This is a genomic window from Jeotgalicoccus sp. FSL K6-3177 (assembly GCF_038050175.1).
Taxonomy (GTDB): domain Bacteria; phylum Bacillota; class Bacilli; order Staphylococcales; family Salinicoccaceae; genus Jeotgalicoccus; species Jeotgalicoccus nanhaiensis.
In genome coordinates, this window is the sequence record NZ_JBBOSK010000001.1 from 16,194 (window position 1) to 38,264 (window position 22,071).

At 41.0% G+C, this 22,071-nt stretch carries 20 protein-coding genes, 2 tRNA genes and 2 riboswitches; of the genes, 18 read left to right on the forward strand and 4 right to left on the reverse strand.

Annotated elements, in window-relative coordinates; translation table 11 throughout:
* The first annotated feature begins 51 nt into the window (after nucleotides 1–51).
* From serS to MHH58_RS00140, 15 genes are all read left to right on the forward strand, one after another.
* Nucleotides 52–1,329 carry a serine--tRNA ligase gene (serS, locus tag MHH58_RS00070; RefSeq protein ID WP_341344621.1) on the forward strand — a complete coding sequence of 426 codons (1,278 nt, stop codon included), beginning with the start codon at nucleotides 52–54 and terminating at the stop codon, nucleotides 1,327–1,329.
* 75 nt (nucleotides 1,330–1,404) lie between these two features.
* On the forward strand, nucleotides 1,405–2,325 hold the full coding sequence (locus tag MHH58_RS00075) for a DUF2232 domain-containing protein (RefSeq protein WP_341344622.1): 921 nt from the start codon (nucleotides 1,405–1,407) through the stop codon (nucleotides 2,323–2,325).
* A gap of 2 nt (nucleotides 2,326–2,327) precedes the next feature.
* Nucleotides 2,328–4,304 carry a DHH family phosphoesterase gene (locus MHH58_RS00080; protein ID WP_135097346.1) on the forward strand — a complete coding sequence of 659 codons (1,977 nt, stop codon included), beginning with the start codon at nucleotides 2,328–2,330 and terminating at the stop codon, nucleotides 4,302–4,304.
* Nucleotides 4,301–4,747, forward strand: a complete 447-nt coding sequence (gene rplI, locus MHH58_RS00085) for a 50S ribosomal protein L9 (RefSeq protein ID WP_115885552.1) — start codon at nucleotides 4,301–4,303, stop codon at nucleotides 4,745–4,747. Before MHH58_RS00080 ends, rplI begins: the two co-directional genes overlap by 4 nt.
* Before the next feature lie 24 nt (nucleotides 4,748–4,771).
* Complete coding sequence (gene dnaB / locus MHH58_RS00090) at nucleotides 4,772–6,160, forward strand: replicative DNA helicase (RefSeq protein ID WP_115885551.1); 1,389 nt, start codon at nucleotides 4,772–4,774, stop codon at nucleotides 6,158–6,160.
* Between the two features lie 117 nt (nucleotides 6,161–6,277).
* Complete coding sequence (locus MHH58_RS00095) at nucleotides 6,278–7,570, forward strand: adenylosuccinate synthase (protein WP_341344623.1); 1,293 nt, start codon at nucleotides 6,278–6,280, stop codon at nucleotides 7,568–7,570.
* Between the two features lie 269 nt (nucleotides 7,571–7,839).
* Nucleotides 7,840–7,911, forward strand: a tRNA-Glu gene (locus MHH58_RS00100).
* Between the two features lie 33 nt (nucleotides 7,912–7,944).
* A tRNA-Asp gene (locus tag MHH58_RS00105) sits at nucleotides 7,945–8,017 on the forward strand.
* 118 nt (nucleotides 8,018–8,135) lie between these two features.
* On the forward strand, nucleotides 8,136–8,837 hold the full coding sequence (gene yycF, locus MHH58_RS00110; RefSeq protein ID WP_341344624.1) for a response regulator YycF: 702 nt from the start codon (nucleotides 8,136–8,138) through the stop codon (nucleotides 8,835–8,837).
* On the forward strand, nucleotides 8,838–10,688 hold the full coding sequence (gene walK / locus MHH58_RS00115) for a cell wall metabolism sensor histidine kinase WalK (RefSeq protein WP_341344625.1): 1,851 nt from the start codon (nucleotides 8,838–8,840) through the stop codon (nucleotides 10,686–10,688).
* The gene (locus MHH58_RS00120; protein ID WP_341344626.1) at nucleotides 10,681–11,997 is read left to right on the forward strand and encodes a YycH family regulatory protein; all 1,317 of its coding nucleotides are present in this window, start codon (nucleotides 10,681–10,683) and stop codon (nucleotides 11,995–11,997) included. Before walK ends, MHH58_RS00120 begins: the two co-directional genes overlap by 8 nt.
* The gene (yycI, locus tag MHH58_RS00125) at nucleotides 11,997–12,734 is read left to right on the forward strand and encodes a two-component system regulatory protein YycI (protein WP_341344627.1); all 738 of its coding nucleotides are present in this window, start codon (nucleotides 11,997–11,999) and stop codon (nucleotides 12,732–12,734) included. The genes MHH58_RS00120 and yycI overlap by 1 nt, the downstream gene beginning before the upstream one ends.
* Nucleotides 12,735–12,739: 5 nt before the next feature.
* A complete protein-coding gene (locus tag MHH58_RS00130; protein WP_135097356.1) occupies nucleotides 12,740–13,528 on the forward strand; it encodes an MBL fold metallo-hydrolase in 789 nt (262 codons plus the stop codon).
* A 315-nt stretch (nucleotides 13,529–13,843) separates the two neighbouring features.
* Nucleotides 13,844–14,323: a 23S rRNA (pseudouridine(1915)-N(3))-methyltransferase RlmH gene (gene rlmH, locus MHH58_RS00135; protein WP_341344628.1), complete on the forward strand. Its 480-nt coding sequence runs from the start codon at nucleotides 13,844–13,846 to the stop codon at nucleotides 14,321–14,323.
* A 61-nt stretch (nucleotides 14,324–14,384) separates the two neighbouring features.
* Entirely contained in the window at nucleotides 14,385–15,374 is a 990-nt protein-coding gene (locus tag MHH58_RS00140; RefSeq protein ID WP_341344629.1) for a virulence RhuM family protein, read from the forward strand.
* A 187-nt stretch (nucleotides 15,375–15,561) separates the two neighbouring features.
* On the opposite strand, the gene MHH58_RS00145 is transcribed toward MHH58_RS00140, so the two are convergent.
* On the reverse strand, nucleotides 15,562–17,367 hold the full coding sequence (locus tag MHH58_RS00145) for a M3 family oligoendopeptidase (RefSeq protein ID WP_341344630.1): 1,806 nt from the start codon (nucleotides 17,365–17,367) through the stop codon (nucleotides 15,562–15,564).
* Nucleotides 17,368–17,541: 174 nt separating this feature from the next.
* Between MHH58_RS00145 and MHH58_RS12405 the strand changes: the two genes are divergently transcribed.
* Nucleotides 17,542–17,661 (forward strand): hypothetical protein, encoded by a 120-nt coding sequence (locus MHH58_RS12405; protein WP_445922974.1) that lies wholly within the window; start codon nucleotides 17,542–17,544, stop codon nucleotides 17,659–17,661.
* A gap of 414 nt (nucleotides 17,662–18,075) precedes the next feature.
* Here the strand turns inward: MHH58_RS12405 and MHH58_RS00150 are convergent, their stop codons facing one another.
* The 3 genes from MHH58_RS00150 to MHH58_RS00160 form a co-directional block, all read right to left on the reverse strand.
* The gene (locus MHH58_RS00150; RefSeq protein ID WP_341344631.1) at nucleotides 18,076–18,348 is read right to left on the reverse strand and encodes a hypothetical protein; all 273 of its coding nucleotides are present in this window, start codon (nucleotides 18,346–18,348) and stop codon (nucleotides 18,076–18,078) included.
* A 139-nt stretch (nucleotides 18,349–18,487) separates the two neighbouring features.
* Nucleotides 18,488–19,795: an NtaA/DmoA family FMN-dependent monooxygenase gene (locus MHH58_RS00155; protein WP_341344632.1), complete on the reverse strand. Its 1,308-nt coding sequence runs from the start codon at nucleotides 19,793–19,795 to the stop codon at nucleotides 18,488–18,490.
* Nucleotides 19,796–19,807: 12 nt separating this feature from the next.
* Nucleotides 19,808–20,557 carry a 3-oxoacyl-ACP reductase gene (locus MHH58_RS00160; protein ID WP_069854476.1) on the reverse strand — a complete coding sequence of 250 codons (750 nt, stop codon included), beginning with the start codon at nucleotides 20,555–20,557 and terminating at the stop codon, nucleotides 19,808–19,810.
* Nucleotides 20,558–20,662: 105 nt separating this feature from the next.
* Nucleotides 20,663–20,765, reverse strand: a riboswitch (TPP riboswitch).
* A gap of 235 nt (nucleotides 20,766–21,000) precedes the next feature.
* A riboswitch (TPP riboswitch) is annotated at nucleotides 21,001–21,110 on the forward strand.
* 73 nt (nucleotides 21,111–21,183) lie between these two features.
* Between MHH58_RS00160 and MHH58_RS00165 the strand changes: the two genes are divergently transcribed.
* Nucleotides 21,184–21,774, forward strand: a complete 591-nt coding sequence (locus tag MHH58_RS00165; RefSeq protein WP_341344633.1) for a thiamine phosphate synthase — start codon at nucleotides 21,184–21,186, stop codon at nucleotides 21,772–21,774.
* Nucleotides 21,775–21,869: 95 nt separating this feature from the next.
* Nucleotides 21,870–22,070 (forward strand): sulfur carrier protein ThiS, encoded by a 201-nt coding sequence (gene thiS / locus MHH58_RS00170; protein ID WP_026859297.1) that lies wholly within the window; start codon nucleotides 21,870–21,872, stop codon nucleotides 22,068–22,070.
* The last annotated feature ends 1 nt before the right edge of the window (nucleotide 22,071 follow it).

Sequence of the window (22,071 nt, forward strand, 5' to 3'; positions counted from 1 at the left end):
TTATTTTTCCCTGATCTAAGCATTAAATATAAAAATTTTGGAGGTATGCACATGTTAGACATTAAAGTACTGCGCAACGACACTGAGACGGTTAAAAAGAAAGTAGCACAGCGCGGGCTGGAACCTGTGTTAATCGATGATATTTTACAGCTGGATAAAGAAAGACGTGCACTGATCGCTGAAACGGAAGAGCTGAAGAGCCGCCGCAACAAAGTATCACAGGAAATCGCTGTGAAGAAGAAAAACAAGGAAGATGCTGAGGACGTAATTAAGGAAATGCGGGACGTCGGTGAACGCATTAAGGAAATCGATGAAAGACTGAATACGATTCAAAGTGATTATCACGATAAAATGAGCCGTATCCCGAACTTAATTCACGATGACGTGCCTGAAGGCAAAGATGACTCTGAAAACGTGGAAATCCGCCGTACCGGAGAGCCCCGCTCCTTTGATTTCGAGCCGAAAGCGCACTGGGACATTTTAGAAGACCTTGAACTTGCCGACTTCGACCGCGCTGCCAAAGTATCAGGTGCGCGCTTTGTCTATCACACTGGAGACGGTGCCCGCCTAGAGCGCGCACTGATGAACTTCATGCTTGATGTGCACAACAAAAACGGCTACCGTGAAATGATGACGCCGCAGATTGTTCGTGCAGAAGCAATGTACGCAACAGGACAGCTGCCGAAATTCGGCGAAGACCTTTTCAAAATCGAAGACGAGGAAATGTATACGATTCCGACTTCAGAAGTGACATTAACGAACTTTCACAAAGACGAAACACTGGCAGCTGAGCAGGTACCGGTGAAATTCACTGCACAGACTGCATGTTTCAGAAGTGAAGCCGGTTCTGCCGGGAGAGATACACGCGGTCTAATCCGCCTGCATCAGTTCAACAAAGTTGAAATGGTGCGTCTTGAACGCCCTGAAGATTCATGGGCAGCGCTTGAGGAAATGACAGAACATGCCGAGAACATCTTAAACTTACTCGATATTCCCCACCGCACAGTGCTGCTTTGCACAGGCGATATCGGTTTCGGATCATCGAAAACATACGATGTTGAAGTATGGCTGCCGAGTTATAATGACTACAAGGAAATCAGCTCTATTTCAAATATGACGGATTTCCAGGCGCGCCGCGGAAACATTAAATTCAAACGAGACAAAGACTCAAGACCTGAATTGCTGCACACGCTGAACGGCAGCGGACTTGCTGTCGGCAGAACGATGGCAGCGCTCCTTGAGAACTACCAGAACGAAGACGGCTCAGTGACTGTACCTGAAGTCCTTCAGCCATATATGGGTGGTCAGGAGAAGCTTGAAAGGTTATAATATAAATACCGAATGCTCCTATTCAAGACCAATAGGAGCATTCATTTTTAAAAGTACTAAAAGAGGAGTGTAACATTGAACAACAAAATACCAACGGGTACCTTAACCCTTACACTGCTCGCTGTTGTAGCTTATATTATGCTCACGGAGATCACCTTAATATTCGGTCCTGTCGTGATGCCATTTGCAATATACTTACTGTTGAAAATCAGGCAGCAGTCGAACATCAACTACTGGATTTTATTTTTCAGTTTTCTCATACCGGCAGTACTGTTTCTGTCGCCGCTTGCTGCGGGCAGCTTTATAATTTTATATATCATTACAAGTCTCCTTGCCCACACGCTCGATAAGAACATGTCGCAGGAACTGACGCTGTTTTATACGACATTCGCTATCGGTTTAAGTACGATGGCGACAGTTGTGGTCATGCAGATGCTCGGTTTCTTAAGACCTTTATCGGAAATATATTCGACCTTCAGAAACTGGTATGCTGAACAGCTCAATGCTGTCAGCGAACTGACGCCTGCCGGTGTAGACGGAGAGACAATTCTTCAGTCGATGGATTTATACTTCCAGAACCTGCCTGCATTTTTAATAATCGGCAGCTTTTTCCTCGCCTTATACATTATCCTGATCGTCAGAATATTACCGCAGGACAGCAGGGAAATGTGGCACTACCGCAGTTTTGACAGATGGATGATGCCGAGAATGCTGCTTTATTTATACCTGCTGATTTTCATCATTATGCTGTTCAGCGGCAGCTGGGAAGAAAGCACTATTACCCTGTACAGTAATATTTCTCTCCTCCTGGAGTGGGGACTGTTCATCCACGGGCTTGCATTCGCTTATTATTTCATGCTTCAGAAAAAACTGAACAAAGTGCTGGCTGTTATTATATTAATACCGCTCGTACTGTTCAGACCTGTCACTGTACTTATCGGACTGTTCGAAATGATCTTTAGAATTCGATTAATCATGGAATTGAGGAGGAAATAGCAATGTTCAAAGTTTTAGATAAAAAATTGATGCTTATACCGTTTATTGTGCTGGCATTTCATATTTCTATACTTAGCATTGCTATTGTCATTAACCATACTGTTTTTGGCATAGTCGCCATTATCGTCAGCATCTTGCTGCTAGCGCTGGTATATGTTTACCTCTACCGCTGGCTAGTGCTCACTGAAAACAGAGTTGTCGAGCTGTCAAAAGACATCGCTGGCGCGAGACAGTACGTCATTGATGATCTGCCTCTCGGTGTTATTTTACTGAATGATGACGAGGAGATCTCATGGCTGAACCAGTTTATGTCGGAGGAAATTCCGGAAGACTTTCACCATGAACCGATTAACCGTGTCTTCCCGAATATAATGACGACGCTGAAGGCGAATAATATTCAGACAATCGATACGTCATACAGCGACAAGAACTATCAGGTTCACTATCATCAGGAGCATAACGCTCTTCTGCTCATCGATATTACCGAAGAGAAAACGATGCAGAAGCAGCTTGAAGATAAAGACCCGGTTATCGGAATTCTGTTCCTTGATAACTATGATGATATGACGCAGAATATGACCGAAGCGCTGAAAAGCGATTTAAATAACAGTCTGACGAACACGATTAATGACTGGGCGCAGGAGCATAATATATATTTGCGCCGCTTTTCAAATGACCGCTTTATGATGGTCATGTCCGCGAAGAGCCTCGCTGAAATTGAAAAAACTAAATTTGTGCTGCTCGACCAGGTTCGTGAAAACTCAGCGGATCACGGTGCCCAGATTACTCTAAGTATGGGAATCGGTGAAGGATCCGCGGACTTTATCGAAGTGGGCGAACTGGCGCAGTCGAGTCTCGATCTTGCCCTCGGCCGCGGCGGCGACCAGGTTGCGATTAAAACTATTAAGGGCAGTGCGAGATTTTACGGCGGTAAAACCGATCCGATGGAAAAACGCACGCGTGTCAAAGCCCGCGTTATGGCGCATGCCCTCCGCGATATTCTTTTAGAAGGCGACAACGTCATTATCATGGGACATAAAAACCCCGATGTTGACTCTATCGGTTCATCGATCGGTGTAGCTAAGATCGCCAGTTCCAACGGCATCGAAGCGCATATCATTTTAAATGATGAAGATATCGATGATACGCTGTCCCGTCTGATGAAAGAAGTTGAATCGCGGGAAGAGCTGTACGGGACCTTTATCAGCAGCGAAGAGGCCTGGGATAAGATGACACCGAAAACGACGATTGTAATCGTCGATACTCACCGCCCGTCGATGGTGCTGGATGAGGATATACTGAACAAGTCAACGCGCAAAGTGGTCATCGACCACCACAGACGCGCTGACGAGATGATATCGAATCCTCTGCTCGTTTATATGGAACCGTACGCGTCCAGCGCGAGTGAACTTGTGGCGGAACTTCTGGAATACCAGAACAAGCAGAATAAACTGTCGCGCATCGAAGCGACAATTATGCTGACAGGTATTATCGTGGATACGCGGAACTACACTCTCCGTACGGGCTCCCGCACCTTTGATGCTGCGAGCTATCTCAGAAGCAACGGTGCGGACCCTGTACTCGCCCAGACGTTCTTAAAAGATGATATCGATACGTTTATCGCGCGGAGTGATTTAATTAAATCCGCAGAAATAAGCGATGAAGGCATCGCCATCGTCAAGGCGGACGAAACGATGACCTATCACCCTGTCACAGTCGCCCAGGCGGCAGACCAGCTTCTGCAGATCGAAGGTGTCCAGGCATCATTCGTGATGGCTTTAAGAGAAGATGAGACAATAGGAATTTCAGCCCGTTCATTAGGCAAGGTCAATGTGCAGATTATTATGGAACAGCTGAACGGCGGCGGTCATTTAACGAATGCAGCGACGCGCATGGAAGGCAAAACCATCGATGAAGCATACGATGAATTAACAGAAGTAATTGATACTTTTATAAGTAATAGGAGTGAAGAGGAATGAAAGTAATCTTTTTAAAAGATGTTAAAAATAAAGGCAAAAAAGGCGAAGTGAAAGAAGTAGCAACAGGTTATGCGCATAACTTCCTGTTCAAAAAAGGACTCGCTGAAGAAGCGAATGCGGTCAACCTTAAAAAACTGGATGCAGAGAAAGAAGAAGCCCGTCAGCAGGAAGCTGATGAGCTTCAGGCTGCGAAAGATTTAAAAGCTGAACTTGAAGGCAAGGAAGTAGAAATCAAAACGAAAGCCGGCGAAGACGGCCGTCTGTTCGGTTCTGTAAGTTCTAAGCAGGTCATCGAAGCGTATCAGAAGCAGCACGATATCAAACTTGATAAACGCAAGCTGGATATGCCTGAACCGTTTAGAAGCTTAGGTTATCACAAAGTATCTATTAAATTGCACAACGAAGTGGAAGCAGAGTTAAAAGTACACGTTGTTGAACAGTAAGATGAATAACAGGAGGAATCGATAATGGAAATGAATCGCCAAATGCCGCATGATAATGATGCAGAACAATCGGTGCTTGGGGCAATCTTTATCGATTCCTCCATTTTTTTAAATGTCACTGAAATTATAGCACCGGAAGACTTTTACCGTCCGGAGCACCAGCAGATTTTCCGTGCGATGATGCTTCTGTCGGAAGAAAATGCCGAGCTCGATGTCGTGACGATTACCGATAAACTGCGCAGTATGGATGAGCTGAATAATACGGTAAATCCGCGTTATCTGGGTGAACTGTCGAACGTCACACCGACGAGCCGCAACTGGCAGTTCTATGCGGATATTATTGCACGGCAGTCGCTGCGCCGCAAACTCATCAGCGTTGCTGATGAAATTGCGAGCGACGGCTTCCAGAATGAAGTAGATATTAACGAGCTGCTGGCGGAAGCTGAATCCCGTATTATGGGTGTATCAGAAGGACGCCGCAGCGACGGTTTCAAATCGATGAAAGAAGTCGTGCACGAAGTTTACGAACAAATCGAAGCGCTCGCAGGAAATAATTCGGGCATTACCGGTATTCCGACAGGCTACCGCGATCTCGATTTTATGACGTCGGGCTTCGGCCGCAACGACTTAATTATTCTAGCCGCCCGCCCCTCGATGGGTAAGACAGCCTTTGCTTTAAATATTGCAGGACATGTCGGCACGTCGCCGGACGGCTACACCGTAGCGGTCTTCTCCCTCGAAATGGGAGCTGACCAGCTCGTCAGCAGAATGATTTCAAGTCAGGGTATGATTGACGCGACGAAACTGCGTCAGGGCTCGCTCGACCACCAGGATTGGGATAACTTCACGACAGCTATCGGGACACTCGCCAATTCGAAGATTTTTATTGATGACTCAGCAGGTATCCGCGTGAATGAAATCCGTGCGAAATGCCTGCGCTTAAAACAGGAGCACGGACTCGATATGGTGATTATCGATTACCTGCAGCTGATTCAGGGATCCGGCAGCCGCCAGGGAGAAAACCGCCAGCAGGAAGTTTCGGAAATTTCCCGGATGCTGAAAGGTCTCGCCCGTGAAATGCAGTGTCCGGTAATCGCATTGAGTCAGCTCTCGCGTAGTGTTGAATCGCGCCAGGATAAGCGTCCGATGATGAGTGACCTGCGTGAATCAGGTTCCATCGAGCAGGATGCGGATATCGTTGCCTTCCTGTACCGCGATGACTATTACAACCGCGGTGACGGCGAGGATGAAGAAGAAGGCGCACAAAGCGTGCAGGATGAAATAGAGATTATTTTAGCGAAACACCGTAACGGTCCGACAGGAACTGTTAAATTAATTTTCAATAAATCCTACAGCAGCTTTTTTGACCAGGATACACGTGATTTTGACGATAATTATATACCGCCGGCATAGAAGTCCGAATGTTTTTCGAGAGTCCAATGAAAAACGTTCGGACTTTCGTTGATTTTTGTAAAAATTATTGGTAACATTGGTAACGGTAAAATTAATCAATCATTTGGGGGCAATCATATGTCTGGAACAGTAGTTGTTGGAACACAGTGGGGAGACGAAGGTAAAGGTAAGATTACGGACTTCCTGTCGGAAGATGCACACGTTATTGCACGATTTTCAGGTGGAAACAACGCAGGTCATACGATTCAATTTGGCGGGGAAACTTATAAACTTCACCTCGTACCATCAGGAATTTTCTACGAAGATAAACTATCTCTAATCGGCAACGGTGTCGTGATTGACCCGTTATCTCTTATAAAAGAACTGGACGGTCTGCTTGAACGCGGAATCAGCGTGGACAATCTGCGTATTTCAAACCGTGCTCAGGTTATACTTCCATATCACCTTACACAGGATGAACTGGAAGAAGAAGCACGCGGCGATAATAAAATCGGTACGACTAAACGCGGTATCGGTCCATCGTACGTAGATAAAGTTCAGCGCATTGGTATCCGCATGGCTGACCTGATCGACGATGAAGTATTTAAACGCCGCCTGAAAGAAAATCTGGAACTGAAAAATCATATGCTGAAAGCATTATATGATCACGAAGGATTCACATTTGATGAAATCTACGCACCGTATAAAGCTGCTGCAGAACGTTTGGCACCTTACGTATGTGATACTGCCAAACTGCTCGACGATGCTTTCACTGAAGGTGAAAATGTTCTTTTTGAAGGTGCACAAGGTGTCATGCTCGACGTTGACCACGGGACATACCCGTTCGTTACATCAAGCAACCCGGTAGCAGGAAATGTTACTGTCGGCTGCGGTGTCGGCCCTGCACATGTTAAAAATGTTGTCGGTGTATGTAAAGCATATACATCACGCGTTGGAGACGGTCCCTTCCCTACTGAGCTGTTTGACGAAGACGGCCACCATATCCGTGAAGTCGGCCGTGAATACGGTACAACAACAGGACGTCCGCGCCGTGTAGGCTGGTTCGACTCAGTTGTTGTTCGCCATTCAAGACGCGTCAGCGGTATTACAGATCTGTCGCTGAACTCAATCGACGTAATGAGCGGACTTGAAACAGTTAAAATCTGTACTGCTTATGAAATCGACGGCGTTGAAATTACAGAATATCCTGCAACACTGGAAGATTTAAAACGCGCGAAACCAATTTACAAAGAAATGCCGGGCTGGTCAGAAGACATTACCGGTGTGAAAACACTTGAAGAACTGCCGGAAAACGCATATAACTACCTGCGTGAAATTGAGAAGCTGTGCGGTGTGAAAGCATCTATCTTCTCTGTTGGACCGGACAGAAACCAGACAAACCTGTTAAAAAACTTCTGGGATGAGAAGTAATATTTTATTGCAGCACCGGACATCATGATGTCCGGTGTTTTTTGCGCGGATTGTGCAAGTTTTGCCGTTTGCTCCGCAATGAAACCCCGTCATTCCCGAGAAAGTCTACTTGCTCCGCAATGAAACTCTGTCATTCCCGAGAAAAACACATTTCCACGCCAATCGCCCTATTTTTCTGCATCCAGGTCAAATGTTCCAAAATAAGTGTTGTATTCAAATTCACAATCATGTTATAATAAATCTTGTGCAAATCGCATAATATTTACCATGGCCCGTTGGTCAAGCGGTTAAGACACCGCCCTTTCACGGCGGTAACACGGGTTCGAGTCCCGTACGGGTCACTTTTCTTCTGATTATAAAACTGTATATAAACTGGTCCCGTGGTGTAGCGGTTAACATGCCTGCCTGTCACGCAGGAGATCGCGGGTTCGATTCCCGTCGGGACCGTCAATAAAGTCTCCAGCATTTATGCTGGCAGACTTTTTTATTTGTCTGAAAAGTGATACATTTAAAGATGGATAAGTTTACGTACAAAATATGTACACGTGAAATGAGGGACATCTAAATGGCCAAGAAAATAGTTGTTGTTGATGATGAAAAACCAATTGCAGATATACTCGAATTTAATCTGCAAAAAGAAGGATACGAAGTTCACTGCGCCTACGACGGCAATGATGCCTTGGAACTGATCTTGGATATAGTGCCGGATCTTGTTCTTCTAGATATTATGCTGCCGGGTATAGACGGCATGGAAGTGTGCCGCGAAGTTCGTAAAAAACACGATATGCCGATTATTATGCTTACCGCCAAAGATTCCGAAATAGATAAAGTGCTGGGACTTGAGCTCGGTGCGGATGATTATGTGACAAAACCTTTCTCCACGCGTGAATTAATCGCCCGTGTGAAAGTGAATTTACGACGCAATAATACGGTAAGTACGAAAGAAGACGAACCGGAAGATAAAAATATATATATTCGGGATATTACTGTTATCCCCGACTCTTACGCGATTAAGAAATTCGGTAAAGATATCGATTTGACGCATCGCGAATTTGAGCTGTTTTTATATCTGGCAAAATTTAAATCCCAGGTCATGACACGCGAACACCTGCTTGAAACAGTATGGGGCTATGATTACTTTGGCGATGTGCGGACGGTGGATGTTACGGTGCGCCGTTTAAGAGAAAAAGTCGAAGACGATCCAAGTCATCCGGAATACATCATGACACGCCGCGGCGTCGGGTATTATATTAAAGGTGATGACTAGATGAAGCAGTTTTTAAAAAACCTGCAGTCGCTCCAGTTTAAACTGGTAATGATATACATGCTTCTGATTATTATCGGAATGCAGATTATCGGTTTGTATTTTACCAACAGCCTGGAGCGTGATTTAACGGGGAACTTTAAAAATAATATCGATTCTCAGGTCACTCTGATTGATACACGTATTAAAGAAATTTTCGAGGAAACGGGAGATGACCGTGAACAGATGCGGGCAGAAATTCAAAGCCTGCTGGCTGATTACGGCAACCGTCCTGAAATTGAAGAAATCCGCTATATAAATACGGATAATATTCTCGTCGGGACGAGCAGAATATCAAACGAGTCGCTTGTCGGCTCCCGCGTCAATGAACCGATGTCGCAGGATGCTCTCGAGTCCGGCATCGCAAATGATGAAATTTTCGTCAACGTCGATAAAGACAATCAGCGCGTATGGATTTTAAATCAGCCGGTCGCCGTCAATGATGAAGTGGCCGGTATTATTTACGTTGAGTCAAATGTTGAAAGTATATATATGCAGCTCGAAGCGATTAACAATACATTTATTATCGCCACCTTGTTTTCCTTAGTGATTACGAGTATTCTCGGTATCTTTGTCGCGCGGACGATTACGAAGCCGATTACAGATATGAGAAACCAGGCGCTCCTGATGTCTGAAGGTGACTATACATCACGTGTTCAGATTTACAGTGATGATGAAATCGGCCAGCTGGCCGGCAGTTTTAACATTCTGTCAAAAAGAGTGCAGGAAGCCCAGGCGAACACCGAAAGTGAAAAAAAACGTCTCGACTCGGTAATTACCCATATGTCGGATGGTATTATCGCCACGGACAGAAAAGGACGCATCCGTATCGTTAATGAAATGGCAGTCGGCATGCTTAATTTAAGTATGGATTCGGACGAGCTGCACGGCAAAAATATGCTGGAGCTGCTGCGTCTCGGTGAAGAATTGAATCTGGAAGACATTATCCAGGAAGCAAACGACAGTCATTTAATCTTTATCGATACTGCAGATGAAGCAACGACGTTACGCGTCAACTTCTCTACAATCGTTACAGATACCGGATTTATCAACGGTTATATCGCTGTACTGCATGACGTTACAGAACAGGAACGCATCGATGCAGAACGCCGGGAATTCGTTGCCAACGTGTCGCACGAACTGCGCACACCTTTGACTTCCATGAGGAGTTATATCGAAGCACTCCAGGAAGGTGCATGGCAGGATGAAGAAATCGCACCTAAATTCCTGAGCGTAACACGTGCTGAGACTGACCGGATGGGACGTCTTGTCGAAGACCTGCTGCAATTATCGCGTATGGATAACGATGCAGAAGAAATTCAAAAAGAAGTGGTTGATTTTAAACTCTTTATTAACCGTGTAATCGACCGTTTTGAGATGACTCACAAAGAGGATGTTGTGTTCACCCGCCATATTCCGGATGCTCCCCTCTTCACTGATATCTCAGTGGATAAAATGGGACAGGTGCTGGATAATGTGCTGTCCAATGCGATTAAATATCAGCATGGCGAACCGAAACGCGTCGATATTCACCTGAAGCAGAATACTTTATATAACCGGATGACGATACGTATAAAAGACTACGGACTTGGCATACCGAATAATAAAGTAGAGCGGATTTTTGACCGTTTTTACCGAGTGGATAAAGGCCGTGCGCGTAAAATGGGCGGCACAGGTCTCGGGCTTGCAATTTCGAAAGAAATTATCGAAGCGCATAACGGTAAAATATGGGCAAACAGTGTAGAAAATGAAGGGACAACAATCTTTATCAACTTACCTTGTGAAGTGATAGAGGAGGATGAGTGGGATGTATAAAGAATGGCTGAAATCCATCCTGTTAATCGTCATCGTTGCTTCGAGTGCAGTACTGACCTATCTCGTCTGGAGTTACGAACCGGAGTTTTCTCAAATTGACACAACAATTGAAGGAACGACGAATATCGGCCAGGGTGAGAGCGTATCTTTTGAACAGGTTATGAGCACGTATCAGCTGGTCTGGATACAAGGAGAAAACAATACGCGCGGCACGACGGATCCGCGGGCTTTAATCGGCATCCGGGAGAACCTGGAAGGTTCCAATATTACGAGCATGAATGTGTATAACAGTCTTAACCGTCTGAATGTCAGAGGAGAAGAAAGTAATGAGGAAGAGTTTCTAATCATCGATTATTTCTCGGATATGCCCTCAAAATCCCTGTTTCAGACACTCGGCCTGTCGCACGACTCCACCCTGCCCGATTTTTCTTTTGACCGCATCGTGGTTGATATGAAAGAAGGTAACGTTGTCTTTAACCTGATTGATGAAAACCGTTCGAGAGTCGCAGTCGTTGAAACCGATATTGCTGCTGACTTCTTAAAAGGACATGTTGAATCATACAGTGATACTTTCGAAGCTTATACACCGATCATTACCAACCAGCAGACATCGAATAACAAGACAGCAATTTACGGGCCGTCTTCACCCGGTGAAATTAATACTGAACGATTTATGATAACCCAGGTTAATACTGATGTTATGAACCGTATATTATTTTTAGATTCTCCGATGGAAAGCCCGTCACAAGGAGATGTAGCAATTTATGAAGATGAAAATCATATTGCTACATATAATACAGAAACGTATGAGTACACTTATACAAACCTTAATGAATCGACTGCTTCGAGCGGCAATAACCACCGGACAATTCAGGATATATACTACTTCTTAAACTCGCATAACGGGCTGTCCCAGAACAATGTGCTTTTTGATTATACAGCGAGCGAAAATGCAGCGACCTTCCGTTCGACCTTAAACGGGCGTGTCGTCTTCAGCGAAGGACTGAGCACTGCGATTACTGTAAAATACGGCGCGAATTCAGTCTATGAATATACGCGGCCGCTGATACAGACCAATGCAAAAGTATCGGATGAAGAAGAAGTGGAACTCTTAGATATTGAAAACGTCCGCTACCAGATTGCGCTGCATGACAATTTTGATCTGCAGAAAGTATCTAAAATCGTTCTCGGTTATGATATGACTTATGCCGATGAAGAAACGGATCTGGAGTTTATCGATTATACGCCGCAATGGTATGTTAAATATGACGGTGCGTGGATGAAATTCAATGAGGGAGGGCTGTCCTGATGGATTGGAAATTAACAAAATCCCTTTTTATAGCTGCCTTCCTGCTGATGAATTTAGTCCTTATTTATATTTTGTACAACGAATCGAATGAAGAAGTCAGAGAACTGGCAGATACGACGAATGTCCTGTCGGAAACGAATATCGACACCAGTGCACTGGATGGATTTGAAAACGTCCAGATGCAGATTATTATCGGTGATCCGGCAGAACTTGACCACGAAGAAGATATGTCGGAAAACGATACGGTGCTGACCCTGCCGCTCGACGACACGGTAACCTTCGCTCCGGAAGGTTTGAAGACCTACAAAGACAATTCGATTTACAGAGGCGAAGAATACCATTATGATAAAGTAATGAGCACACCCGATACGATAACATTTAACCAGCATTACGATGGCTATCCAATCTTCAGCCACGAAGCAGCAAGACTGTACTTCAGCGAAGAATCAGGAAGTATGACTCAAGGCTATGTAGAGAACATCGAAGAAAGCGATTATGCTGTGGAACAGAATGTGCGTCATCCGAAAGTGATTGTTGAGGAACTGTATATACAGGAAAATATTACTGATAATGCAGTCATAGAAAGTGCGGTCCTCGGCTACTACATCATACTGGAAGAAGATGACCAGATTATGATGCGCCCGAAATGGCAGTTTGAAATTACTGATGAAGGCATTGAACGTATACTGTACATCGATGCGCTGAGTCAGACAGAAGATATTATTGAAAGAGAGTGAACGGAATGAAGATGAGCGTCTTAGCAAGCGGCTCAACAGGCAACAGTACATTCATTGAAACGGAAGAAGGAAGTGTACTTGTAGACGTTGGGCTGTCATGTAAAAAAACTGATGAAACGCTCAATCAAATAGGTAAATCACTCCATGATATAAATGCGATTTTCATTACACATGAACATGTAGACCATATTAAAGGCTTGAAAGTGATTGCGAAAAAATACGATATACCTATTTATGCCAATGAAAAGACATGGGATGCTATTGAGCGTAAAGATATCATTATTAATTCAGACCAGAAATTTCACTTCAACGCGCTTGAAGAAAAAGAAATACTCGGCTTAAATGTTCAATCATTTAACGTGTCGCACGATGCGATTGATCCGCAATTTTATACATTTTCCAAAGGCAGCAAGAAGATATCGCTGATTACAGACACAGGATACGTATCGGACACGATGAAAGGCATCATTAAAGAAAGTGACGTCTTCCTTTTTGAATCCAACCATGATGTGGATATGCTCCGGATGGGAAGATATCCGTGGAATACGAAGCAGCGTATCTTATCAGACGTCGGTCACGTATCAAATGAAGATGCAGCGCATGCAATGAAGGACGTTATAACGAGCAATACAAAACGTATTTATTTAGGACATTTAAGTCTGGATAATAACATTAAAGAACTGGCGCGTATGAGTGTTGAACAGATACTGAATCAGTACGACATCGATACGCACAACGGTATAATGATATGCGATACAGATAAGGCGGTACCGACCGAAATTTATCAGGTATAAAAAGAAGACCAAATTGTGAGAAAAACAGCGCAATTTGGTCTATTTTTGTGGCTGTTAACAAGTTATCCACAGGTTTGGTGAGAACTTGTGTATAAGTGGGATAAAAACGTGGATAAGTGTGTGGAAGATGGGAAAATACATAAAATATGCAGGAATTAGTGCGAAAAAAGAGCGGAATCATGCGTTTTAGTGCTAAAAAGTTATCAACAGGTTGTGGATAACCCGTGTATAACTAATAAAATTGCAGTAAATATACGAATTTGTCCACAGTTATGTATAATTGAAAAAAAGACAAGAAAAGCGAAGGTGAAACAGATGAAACTGACGATGATAACCGTGGGAAAACTGAAAGAAAAATATTGGCTGGATGCAGTAAAAGAATATCAAAAAAGAATAAGTAAATATGCAAAAATTGAGCTGATTGAAGTGGCGGATGAAAAAGAACCGAATAATGCGGGCGAGAAAGATCTGGAGCAGATTAAAGATAAAGAAGCAGAGAGAATTTTATCGAAAATAAAAGAAACGCAGCATGTGGTGACGTTGGAGATTAACGGTAAAGAATATACGAGTGAAAAACTTGCACAGGAATATCAGCGCTGGATGAATATCGGAAAAAGCGATGTTGTGTTTGTGATCGGCGGGAGCAATGGAATTGGAGATGCGGTGAAAAAACGCAGTAATCAGGAGATCAGTTTCGGTTCACTCACCTACCCTCATCAGATGATGAAAGTCATGCTGCTGGAGCAGCTGTTCAGGGTGAATAAAATATTGAGGAATGAAAATTACCATAAATAGAACATATGTTCTATTTATGGTAAGATAAATATTAATAAATCCTTTAAAAGGAGCTCTGAAAATGGATAATATAGACTTTTTAATGTATCAAACTGAAGATGGAGAAACTAAGATAGATGTACGTTTAGAAGATGAGACAATATGGATGGCACAAAAATCTATAGCTGAACTTTATCAAAAAGGGCTTCCTACTATTAACGAACATATAAAAAACATTTACAACGAAGGTGAGCTAAGCGAATTTTCAACTCTTCGGAAAAACCGAATAGTTCAAAATGAAGGTGGAAGAGAGATTTCAAGAGAGACTAATTTTTATAATTTAGAGATGATAATCGCTGTTGGCTACCGTGTAAGATCTCACAGAGGTACACAATTTAGGCAATGGGCTACTAATCGTTTGAATGAGTATCTCGTAAAAGGCTTTACGATGGACGATGAGAGATTGAAAGAAATACGCAATATAGGTTCAGATTACTTTGCTGAACTTTTAGAGCGAATTCGTGATATCCGTGCATCAGAAAAAAGATTCTATTTAAAAATTACAGATATTTATGCGACATCAATTGATTATGATTCTAAGTCTTCGACTGCAAGAGAGTTTTTTGCGACTGTACAAAATAAATTGCATTATGCTATCCATGGAATGACAGCAGCGGAGTTGATTAATGCAAGAGTTGATGCTTCGAAAGATAATATGGGATTACAGACATTTAAGGGCGACAAAGTTCGTAAGACAGATATAACAGTAGCAAAAAATTACTTAAGTGAAACAGAGTTAAAATCTTTAAACAGAATTGTGACAATGTATCTCGATTATGCGGAGGATCAGGCTGAAAGGCAACAGCCAATGTATATGAGCGATTGGAAAGAAAAACTTGATGCATTCTTGAAATTTAATGATAGAGAGATTCTGGAGAATGCTGGAAGAATAAAAAAAGAAATCGCAGATTCATTGGCTCTAACAGAATATGAAATATTTAACCAAAATCGTATCTCGAATGAACGAGACAATGATTTTCTCGAATTTATAAAAGAAGATGATATTAAATAAAATCGTATCATAAAACGATAAGCTGAGAATTATCATAAATAGATAAAATATAACTATTTAATAATATTATCATGATATATATAAGATTTGAGCTCGGTATTCTACCGAACTCAAACCTTAGAAGTTATCTAAAATTATTTTTTTAAATTCATGGTGCCAGCTTATAGATGGGCTTATCATTTATAAATTAAACATGTGATTCTGTTAGTTCTAAAAATTCTTCAATATCTTTATGCACTGAATCCAGTGCTTCTTGCCAAAAGTCTGGTTTTCTTAGGTCAACATTTAAGTGCTTTTCAGCAAGGTCTTCTGTAGTCATGCTCGCAGTATCCCGAAGAAGTGCAATATAGTCATCTTCAAGTAATGTTTCGTCTTCTAAGAAACGGTTGTATATACCTAAGCTGAAAAAGTATCCAAATGTGTACGGGAAGTTATAGAATGGTACACCTGTAATATGAAAATGTAACTTTGTTGCCCAGAACATTGGATGGTATGAACATAGTTCATCTTGGAAGGCTTCTTTTTGTGCTTCTTCCATCAGTTCTTGCAGTCTGTTGCTGTCTACAGTTCCTTGTTGACGTTCATCATATAAATTGCGTTCAAAGATATAGCGAGCATGGATATTCATCATAAAAGTCGCACTTCTAGCAATTTTTTCATCTAGTAAGTTGATTTTTTCTGCATTGGATGTCGCATTTTCAATCGTTGCGTTTGAAACGACAAGTTCTGCAAATGTAGAAGCTGTTTCTGCAACGTTCATTGCGTAACGTTGGTTGAATAGTGGTAAATCACGCAGGACATAACTATGGAATGCGTGTCCGAGTTCATGTGCGAGTGTTGACACGTTGCTTGTGCTGCCGGCAAACGTCATAAAAATACGTGACTGTTTAGATTCAGGAAGATTTGAACAGTATCCACCTGGGCGTTTTCCTGGACGATCTTCCGCTTCAATCCACTGCTCTTCAAAAGCTCGATGTGCCATCTCTGCCATTTTTGGACTGAATGATTTAAAGTTATCGATAATAAACGTTGCTGCTTCATTGTAAGTATACCGCTTGTTCGTATAATCTCCCACATCAACACTTGCTGTAACATCGAGCCATCCTAATTGATCAACACCAATTAGTTGCGCCTTTCGTTCAAAGTACTTTTTGAAAGGTGCTTTATTTTTTGTAATAGTATCCCACATCGTATCAAGTGTTTCTTCTTCCATACGGTTATAGTCTAGTGGCACTTTCATATAATCTTTATAGTCGTGAAGTTCATAGTCGTTTAAACGGAATCCTGATAAATGATTTAGCGTTGTAGAGAATAAATCAGCTTTTTCCTTCCATGTTTCTTCCCAAGTTTTTAAAAGTTTTTCACGATGTTTTGGATTTTCTTCTGACTTCATCTTGTTTTCAAATTGACCCGCTGAATAATAAACGGTTTCATTATCTTCAATTACTGGAATTTGAATAGAAGCGACGAGTTGATTGTACATATTATTCCAGCCCTGTAAGCCGTCTAGTGACAAATGATTGATGATTGTTTCTTCTTGAGTTGATAGTAAATCTTTTTCTTTTTGTCGTATTTCTTCTAACGGGAAATGCATCGGTTTAAAGAAATCTTCCTCTAATAGCTTGCTAAATTGATCTTCAGTCAGTGCACTGATCTTTTTATTTAAAATAATATTCTGTGATGAGAGGTCTTTACGTAAGTTCGCAACCGCATTTAAATTCTGCATTGCTTTTTGATCGGTAACATCTGCAGATACTAAACCATTCGCAAAACTCCCCATCTCACCAAGCGCGTTTGAAATTTTTTCATAGTTTTGTAAGATTCCTTTCAGTGACGTAAAATCATCTGAATGTTTGTCCGGCTCCCAATTATCGAGTTCGTGAGAAAAAGCTGTAATACTATCTCTTACTTCTGATAATCGTTTTTGGAAAGCTTCAGATCCACTTCCACCAGGAAATATACTCTCCATATCCCATTTTTCTTTGTAGTTCATCAATTACCTTCCTCTCTTAATTAAAACTGTATTTATTTTTATCATACAGGAAATGAATGCAGAGAAACATTAATCACGCTGATATACATTAATAGTCCGAGCATTCACCTATGCTAACGATAAAAAGAAGAGCAATATTTGTAGAATTTAAACTAATGAGAAAAAGCGATTTTAATTAACACAGCAAGAGTTAGTATTGCAGATGAGATGACTCTTGTTGAAGTGCTTAAAAAGAGGAAAATTAAAAGTTTTGCGATTGAAGTCCATGAAGAGTCAAAGATGAATCGTAATTGAATTGGCATGGAGAATGTAGTCTTAACGCTATATATTGGAAAATGTTTTACGTTTATAGTCAAATATAATATAGACAAACTTACTTTATATTAATTCAACCTGTATAATTTTTTAATTCACTAGTTTGGAGGATAACTGGAAGTGTATCATAAGTGATCCAGGAACTAGATTTGATTATGACAAGAAAACTTGTTATAAACTCACCGCCCTAAATTGTTAGAACGGTGAGTTAAGTATCAAGATACAATGAAATTTCTCGAATTATAAGTCTTTAAATTTCATCTTATCACTTTCTCTATTTTTATTTATCAAACCCTCTATATATAATCCCATAAGTACTACAACTTGAAATAGGATTAAACTAGCACCAAAAGTGAGTGACACTAAATGGTATAGATAGAGCTGTAGAAGCTATCAAAATAATGCTTGGTAAATCCATTTATTCATCTGTTTGTTTTTAACAAAATAAACTTCTAAAAGGCCGAAAGCTATACCTATTAACAAATATACTATTATATAATTATTCACTTTCTGAACCCTGATTTCTTTTTTGACATTGGAATGAATAATTAAATTTTCTCTGTCTGCCGCAAAATGATTTATATAAGCGAAAACTTGAGTCTCAGCTGTTAATGTTTTTTTGTGAGTTTTGACTTTATCCTCGCTTACCGGGATATTAATAAGCAATTCAGCCCTTATAACCTTCGCACTTGGGGCTCGGGGACATAAGTTCTCAAAAGTTATTATTTTTTCTGGAGATATTTATGTCCCAGCCTCAATATAAAAACACAACGTAAAATTGAGGTGTGCCTATGAATCATTCAGCTTAATACTTATCGAGTTCCAGCATTTCTCTAAACGTTTCACCGTTATAATCTCTTCTAAAAATGCCGCGTTTTTGCATTTCCGGAATGACTAAGTCGACAAAGTCTTCAAGACTTCCTGGGAGTGTTGGAGGCATCAAGTTAAATCCATCTGCGGCACCTTCATTCATCCATCTTTCTAATTCATCGACAATTTCTTCAGGTGTGCCAATGAGTGTTAAATGTCCACCTCCAGCGTTGAGATAACCGAGTAGTTCTCTGACTGTGGGATTTCTGTCTTCTATAATTTCTAAAACAGTTTGATAACGTCCAACAGGTCCTTTGAATTCTTCGACTGGCGGCAATTTTGGTACTTTTTCGTCAAGTTTCCATGATTTTGTATCTTGCTGAATAAAGAATTCGAGCTGATTAAGTGCAGTATCAATTGGAAGTAGGTTGTCTAATTTTGCTTTCTTTTCTTGCGCTTCTTCTATTGTTTTACCCACGTAAGTCACTAGTCCTGGAAATACTTTGATATAGTTGTCTGGACGAGGGCTTTCTTTTATGGCTTGATTTAATTTTTCACGATAAATATTTGCTTGTCTTAAGTTCCAAGAAACTGAATAGACAGCATCAGCATATTTCGCAGCAAGTGCAACACCTTCTTTTGAAGCCCCGGCTTGCATAGCCACTGGCTTACCCTCTTTTCTTAAAGGTAAAGTTAGCGGACCTTTAACTTGGAAGTTTTCACCATTGTGATTGAATGGCTGAATATTTTTATTTTTAGTAATTGTGTTATTTTCTTTATCTGGCTTGTAGCTTTCAATTGACCACGAATCAAATAATTTATTCATGACTTCAGCAAATTCATCCGCTTTCTTATAACGAACGGCTCTCTCAGGCAATTCAGGTATACTGTGGTTTTGTGCTTCGCGGTCGGTCATTGATGTCACTAGATTCCATCCCATGCGTCCTTTTGTTATGTGCTGCAGTGTGAGTAACTGTCTTGCTGTGGTAAATGGGTTGTTAAATGTACCTGAAATAGTTGAAACAAGTCCAACGTTATCTGTGACTTTACTCATAGCAGTTAATGCAACAATTGGGTCAAAATAACTCGTTGGCAATTCTGTTGGACTATCTGCGGGGAAGGCTTGTGAATCTGCGAAAAATACGGCATCAAATTTCCCGCGTTCTGCAATTTTTGCCAGATTTTCATAATATTCAATTGTCGTGAATTCATTGACACTCGAATCATCTTCTAACCATGCTGCCTGATGATGACCCACACCATACATTAAAATTCCTATATTTAACTGTTTAGAATTATTCATAATATATACCGCCTAGTTCATAGTAAGTCCGCCGTCTACCGTGATGTTTTGTCCTGTAATACCATCTGCTGCCTCAGAACAAAGATAAACAACCATATTAGCAACGTCTTGTGGTGTTGTTACTTTTCTCAATGGTGTGGACTGTGCGATTAAATCGAATACTTCTGGTGTTGTGACTGCACTTGCGTCTGTTGTTTTCAGCAAACCGCCAGAAACAACATTTGCTCGGATACCATACTGTCCAAGTTCTGCTGCAACGTTTCTGGTGAACCCAATTAAAGCAGCTTTTGCAGTGGTGTACTCGTGATATGGTACTACAGGATTTTGATATAGATTCGTTCCAATACTAATTATTGCACCGTCTTTACGTTCTAAAAACTGTGGCATTACACTTTGTGATACGTTAAATGCAGCTTTTAGTGTCCCGTCTAACTGTTGTTCATAATCCTTGTAAGTTAAATCTTTAAATGCTTTTTGAGCGGTTGGATCAAATTTAAAATTAACGAGTGCATTGTTTACAACAACATCAATCTGGCCGAAATGTTCAGTTCCTTTTTTTACTAATTGTTCAACTGCTTCACGGTCTGTAATGTCCGCTTGAATCGCAATCGCTTGTGCGCCAATTTCTTTTTGTAACTTCTCTGCTTCTTCCTTACTTTTGTTGTAGTTAATTATGACATTAAAGCCTTTTTCACTCAGTGCTTTTACGATATAGCTGCCAAGTCCTCTTCCGCTTCCCGTTACTAAAACTGTTCTTGTCAAATAAATCACTCCTATAATTTTTTAAAATAAAAAAATACGCAACCTTCATAGGAAAGTTACGTATCGAGAGTAAATTATATGCCCGCAAAGACATAGATATACAACTGTATCGATGTAACACTTTCCTACGCCAGTTTTAACTGGATCAGGTTCAAAGGGTCTGAGGTTTCCCTCATCTCAGTTTATATAAACACCCCTAGTGCGAATCTATTCTATTTAACATCATTGTAGTACTTTACAAAGATACGTCAAGTAAACCACAAATTATTTAAATTGGAACAAACGCAATTCAAATTCAATTCTGTAACTGTACTGCTTTCTAGTTTTTATATGATTGAGTGAATGTTAAAAGGTAGTTATCAGCATAATTAAAATCTAATTTTATTTGCAATATTTAACTTTTTAGAGTAACTTGAGGTTATTGATTGGAAAAATTAAATAGTTAAGACCACTGGAAGTGTCTTTAAAAAAGGCTGAGATTAAAGTGTAGACTTTGGGATTCCGGGAACCTGATACAGTTCATACTGGCGTAGGAAAGTGGCGAAAGTAATATGTTTTGATGCATACTTGCGCTGTTTTTCTATATAGAAAAACAGCGCTTTTTTTTTATGTTAAGGGGTGACATAATGCTTATTGCAATTACACATTTTAAGATATTAATTTCCAAGGATATTATTCATTTCAATACGATTTCATCCTGTATCGATTATCTTTTACTTCGTACACCCATGTCCGACAACGAGTTATCATCGTTCCTTTGTCAGCTTATTCATTCAGGTTTTCCCAAAGAAAAAATCATCATTCATACTTCGACTAAATTGCTGGAATCTTTTCGTTTAACTGCTATCCACTTTAGAGAAAACGATCCAACTGCATTAACGTATAAAAAAGAACATCCGGATATTTCAGTCAGCATGTCTGCTCATTCACCTGAATCTGTCAAGAAAGCACAGGACAATCATCTCGACTTTGTATTATACGGCCATATATTTGAATCGAGTTCAAAGAAATCTTTGCCGCCGCGTACACATCAAGAAGTACGTGATGCACTGTCTTATGATATTCCTGTCGTTGCACTTGGAGGTATCAATTCAACAACTATCAATCAGTTACCGGCAGGTTTCAGTGGTATCTCGGCAATTTCTGCATTTATGGATGCATCACCCAATCAAATCACCAGATTAAAAGAAGAATGGCAAATATTAAATTTGATGTAAGCAAATGCTCTATTGCTTAGTCATTATAAAGTGGTTAATACATTTCCCAGCTGTCACAGTACTTAAAAACCTCTCACTTGAAAGGATGAAACAATATGCAGTGCACCGTTAACGGAGAACTCCATTATTTTGAAAAGGATATTACCATAGCTACCCTGCTGGACCACCTGGATGTAGATGATAATCGTATTGTAGTGGAACACAATGGGGAATTGATTAAAAAAAGTGTATTTAAACAACAAGCAGTGAAAAATAATGATCGACTTGAATTATTAGAATTTGTAGGAGGCGGATAAT